Consider the following 4,129-nt stretch of genomic DNA (forward strand, 5'->3'; position numbering starts at 1 on the left):
TCTAGGTTCTGTGTGATAAGTTTAATTGACATAGGATCGATCGATCTTTGTGTCCTTTGTGTCTTTGTGGTTCGTTCCACCCCCTCGCTCTTGAGAAATGTATCTTAAAATACATTTTACCCACCAAAGCTGGGAGAGCCAATTTTGTTCTGTTTATAGACTTACCGCTCATGTCGTATTCATTATTAAATACCGGCGAAAAGCTATTAACGATGAAATCTTAGCCCGACTTAAAGAAATCTTTGTGTCAACGCTCACGAAATGGGACAGCACATTTCACGTTCACTGGATTATCGATTACAAACCTGACATCGCTTTATCCAAACTAATCGCTAACCTTAAAACAGTTAGTAGTCGGTTAATTAGAAAAGAATTTCCTTACTTAGCGGCAAAGTATTTCGACAATAAACCTTATTTTTGGACGGGAGCTTATTTCGTGGCTAGTTGTGGAGGTGTTACCATCGAACGACTAAAAAAATATGTCGAGAACCAAAACTCCCCGAAAAAGGTTGTTCCCTCCATAGAGCTTTCTAGCGTGAGAGGCAGTCGAACCAGGATACCCAATTGCCAATTGTCGCTACCAAACCCTTTCAAGGTCAAGGTAAGCACACAAGTCAGAAGTCAGTCCCGATGAAAAAATTTTCACCACCAGAGATGAAAGAGGTTTCCTTCCCCACACCCCACACCCCACACCCCGCTCCCATAACCGAACCCCCTAAACCCTAAGGCTGCCCGATTTTGCTAGGATAAGAAATGTAACAAGAATCTTTCTCAACAGTCGGATAATTCATGGGCAACGATACCATCACCTTACTCTCCCCGCGGGAAATTGACAAAATGCGACGAGCCGGACGATTAGCGGCTAAACTGTTAGATCATCTGGCAGAAATGGTTAAACCGGGGGTAAGTACCCTAGAAATCAATGATGAGGCAGAACGTTGGACTCGCGCCCATGGAGCCAAAAGTGCGCCCCTAGGATACCATGGCTTTCCTAAGTCCATCTGTACTAGCATTAACGAGGTTATCTGTCACGGCATCCCCAGCGCCGATCAAATCCTCAAAGACGGCGATATCATTAACATCGATGTCACCCCGATTTTAGAAGGTTATCACGGCGATACCTCCCAGACTTTCTTTGTCGGTACTCCCTCCCCCCTGGCCAAAAAGTTAGTGGAAGTTACCAGAGAATGTCTGCAAAGAGGCATAGATGCAGTGCAGCCGGGGGGGAGAATCGGCGATATTGGCGCAGCTATCCAAGAATATGCCGAAGGACAAGGATTTTCGGTGGTTAGAGATTTTGTCGGTCATGGTATCAGTAATGTTTTTCACACCGGTCCGCAGGTTCCCCACTACGGCACTCGTGGCAAGGGCAAAAAAATTCGCCCCGGCATGGTATTCACCATTGAACCAATGATTAATGAGGGAACCTGGCAACATATTGTCTTAAAAGACGGTTGGACTGCTATTACTAAAGATGGTAAACTTTCGGCCCAATTTGAACACACCATCGCTGTCACCGAAACCGGTGTGGAAATTCTCACTGTACCCAATTAAATTTAGGGAACAGGGAACAGGGAATGGGGAATGGGAGAATGGGGAAATAGGGAAGTTTCAACTAATACCCCAAAACCCCAAAACCCTAAAACCCCCCGCAACGCGCACGAAGTGGTCTCCCCACTGATAACTGATAACTGATAACTGATAACTGATAACTGATAACTGAATATATGCAGTATCGTCGTTTCGGTCGCACTAATCTACAAATGCCGGTGTTTTCCTGTGGGGGAATGCGCTATCAATTTCAGTGGCAGGAGCTGCCAATGTCGCAAATTCCTGACGAGAATCAAGGCAATTTAGAGGCAATCATTAATAAATCTCTGGAAGTGGGGATTAATCACATCGAAACCGCTAGGGGTTACGGCACTTCCGAGATGCAATTGGGCAAAATTTTGCCGCAACTACCGAGGGATAAGATTATCGTGCAGACGAAAGTTTCTCCTAGTCAAGATGTGCGGGAATTTCGCCGTAAATTTGAGCAATCCCTGCAATTTTTACGGTTAGATTATGTGGATTTGTTGGGCATCCATGGCATCAACACCGAGGAAATTCTCGATGATACTATGGCCGAGGGCGGTTGTTGGCAAGAGGCGAAAAAATTACAGCAACAGGGAAAAGTTCGTTTTATCGGTTTCTCCACCCATGCACCAACTGATGTAATTGTCAAGGCTATTGCAACAAATTGTTACGATTACCTCAATCTGCACTGGTACTATATTTTTCAGAATAACTGGCCGGCCATAGAAGCGGCAAAACAGCACGATATGGGGGTTTTTATCATTAGTCCCTCCGATAAGGGCGGCCATCTCTATAATCCTCCCCCTAAGCTCGTGGCTCTCTGTTCTCCTCTCAGTCCGATGGTTTTTAATGACCTATTCTGTCTCAGTCATCCGGCCGTCCATACCCTTAGTATCGGTGCTGCGCGAGCCAGAGATTTTGATGAACACCTGAAAACTTTACCCTTACTCGATCGAGCCGAAGAGATTTTACCGCCAATTATCGAGAGATTGCAAGGGGAGATGATCAACTGTTTAGGCGATAATTGGGTAAAAACTTGGTCTGTGGGTTTACCTAGCTGGGAAAATACCCCCAATCAGATTAATATTCCTTCTATCCTCTGGTTACACAATCTCGCTATCTCCTACGATATGCTCGACTTTGCCAAGGCCAGATACAATCTCTTGGGGAATGGGGGTCATTGGTTCCCCGGTCAACAGGCAAAAGAGGTGGAAAAACTCGATTTAACTGCCTGTTTAGCCGCTAGTCCCCACGCTGATCAAATTCCTTATCTTCTCGCCGAAACTCATCGATTATTGTCGGGAGAGACGGTACAACGCTTAAGCAGTAGTTAAAATTCGATGCCGGGTTGCGCTTTCACTCCCTGTTGACGAAAGGGATGTTTAATTAACTTCATTTCCGTGACTAAATCCGCTATCTCGATTAATTCGGGTAAAGCTCCTCTACCAGTGAGAATAACGTGAGAATTAGCGGGTTTTCGGGCTAAACCAGCGATAACTTCCTGAATATCTAGATAACCGAATTTAAGGGCGATATTGATCTCATCGAGTAAAATTAATTGATATTGGGGATTTTCGAGAAAAGTTAGGGCTTTTTGCCATGCTTCTTCGGCTTTCTCTATATCTCTTTCTCTATCTTGGGTTTCCCAGGTGAAACCTTCCCCCATAGCATAAAACTCGATTTGTTCCCCCCAAACACTAAAAATCTTTTGTTCGGCAGGTTCCCAAGCACCTTTGATGAATTGTACCACCGCCACTTTGTAACCATGACCGAGGGAACGTAAAACCATACCGAGGGCTGCCGTGGTTTTTCCCTTACCATCGCCAGTATTAACGATAATTAAACCTTTTTCAGCGATTTTTTCGGCTAAACGTTCCTCTTGGATGACCTTGCGGCGCTGCATTTTTTCTTTGTATTGTTCGGGAGTGAGTTGCATTCAAGTCTGTCCAGTCAAATCAAGATAATTGTAACTCAAGGGGTTATTGATCGCCCTTTGCAGATTTTAACCGGCTAAATTGTCTGGGGATTGATGCCTAATTCTCGCAATTTTGCCGCTAATCTCGCCTTTGCTTGTCGTTCTTGTTGTTTTTCCAAAGAGGTTATCATACTTGAAAATACCAATTAGTAGCTGATAAAAATACAGCGGAGATTATCTGTGTCTTTTGTGGTAAAGGCAGCGGTCATGATTTTAGTTTATTTAAAAAAAGTCGAGTTCGTTTTCACCGTTCAACTACCAGCAGAGAAGACAGTGGTTGTCAGGGAATATCTCAATAAGTAGTCGTGCAAAATTAATTTCCTAGTCGAGACAGGAGACTCCGAGACAGGAGACGGGAGACGGGAGACGGGATACAGCTATTAGGGATCGGATTTGAGTTTTCAGTTCACTGTTTCCTCACACCAGAAGTCTGACGGAGTAAGCTAAGACGCATTTAAAGTGCTTATTCTTAAGATTAGCCGAATCTCCCTCAATCCCTTTACTGTTGCCTCTTGCAAGAGTGCCTCTTGCCTCGTCTCAACAAGCAATTTAAATTACGAACAGCTTAGTGGCTTAGAT

Annotated in this window: 3 protein-coding genes and 3 pseudogenes; 4 read left to right on the forward strand and 2 right to left on the reverse strand. The window is 44.5% G+C overall.

Features of this window, described 5'->3' with window-relative positions; translation table 11 throughout:
- Positions 1 to 115: 115 nt before the first annotated feature.
- The 3 genes and pseudogenes from tnpA to ACE1AQ_RS16880 all read left to right on the forward strand — a co-directional run.
- Positions 116 to 505, forward strand: a pseudogene (tnpA, locus tag ACE1AQ_RS16870) (IS200/IS605 family transposase); the annotation flags it as partial.
- A gap of 284 nt (positions 506 to 789) precedes the next feature.
- The gene (map, locus tag ACE1AQ_RS16875) at positions 790 to 1,554 is read left to right on the forward strand and encodes a type I methionyl aminopeptidase (RefSeq protein ID WP_008204359.1); all 765 of its coding nucleotides are present in this window, start codon (positions 790 to 792) and stop codon (positions 1,552 to 1,554) included.
- A gap of 173 nt (positions 1,555 to 1,727) precedes the next feature.
- Entirely contained in the window at positions 1,728 to 2,909 is a 1,182-nt protein-coding gene (locus ACE1AQ_RS16880) for an aldo/keto reductase (RefSeq protein ID WP_008204361.1), read from the forward strand.
- On the opposite strand, the gene cobO is transcribed toward ACE1AQ_RS16880, so the two are convergent.
- Together cobO and ACE1AQ_RS16890 are read right to left on the reverse strand one after the other, a co-directional pair.
- The gene (gene cobO, locus ACE1AQ_RS16885) at positions 2,906 to 3,511 is read right to left on the reverse strand and encodes a cob(I)yrinic acid a,c-diamide adenosyltransferase (protein ID WP_002760003.1); all 606 of its coding nucleotides are present in this window, start codon (positions 3,509 to 3,511) and stop codon (positions 2,906 to 2,908) included. The two genes, ACE1AQ_RS16880 and cobO, sit on opposite strands and share 4 nt — an antisense overlap.
- A gap of 74 nt (positions 3,512 to 3,585) precedes the next feature.
- Positions 3,586 to 3,669 (reverse strand): annotated as a pseudogene (locus ACE1AQ_RS16890) (Uma2 family endonuclease); the annotation flags it as partial.
- Here ACE1AQ_RS16890 and ACE1AQ_RS16895 point away from each other — a divergent pair.
- Positions 3,667 to 3,843 (forward strand): annotated as a pseudogene (locus ACE1AQ_RS16895) (IS5/IS1182 family transposase); the annotation flags it as partial. The pseudogenes ACE1AQ_RS16890 and ACE1AQ_RS16895 sit on opposite strands and share 3 nt — an antisense overlap.
- Positions 3,844 to 4,129 lie beyond the last annotated feature (286 nt).

It is taken from the genome of Microcystis sp. BLCC-F209, from assembly GCF_041928595.1.
Lineage (GTDB): Bacteria > Cyanobacteriota > Cyanobacteriia > Cyanobacteriales > Microcystaceae > Microcystis.

What these genes read in the sequence shown, in the direction of transcription:
- map (WP_008204359.1), top strand. Translation starts at nt 790, where the DNA reads ATGGGCAACGATACCATCACCTTACTCTCCCCGCGGGAAATTGACAAA.
- ACE1AQ_RS16880 (WP_008204361.1), top strand. Translation starts at nt 1,728, where the DNA reads ATGCAGTATCGTCGTTTCGGTCGCACTAATCTACAAATGCCGGTGTTT.
- cobO (WP_002760003.1), bottom strand. Translation starts at nt 3,511, where the DNA reads ATGCAACTCACTCCCGAACAATACAAAGAAAAAATGCAGCGCCGCAAG.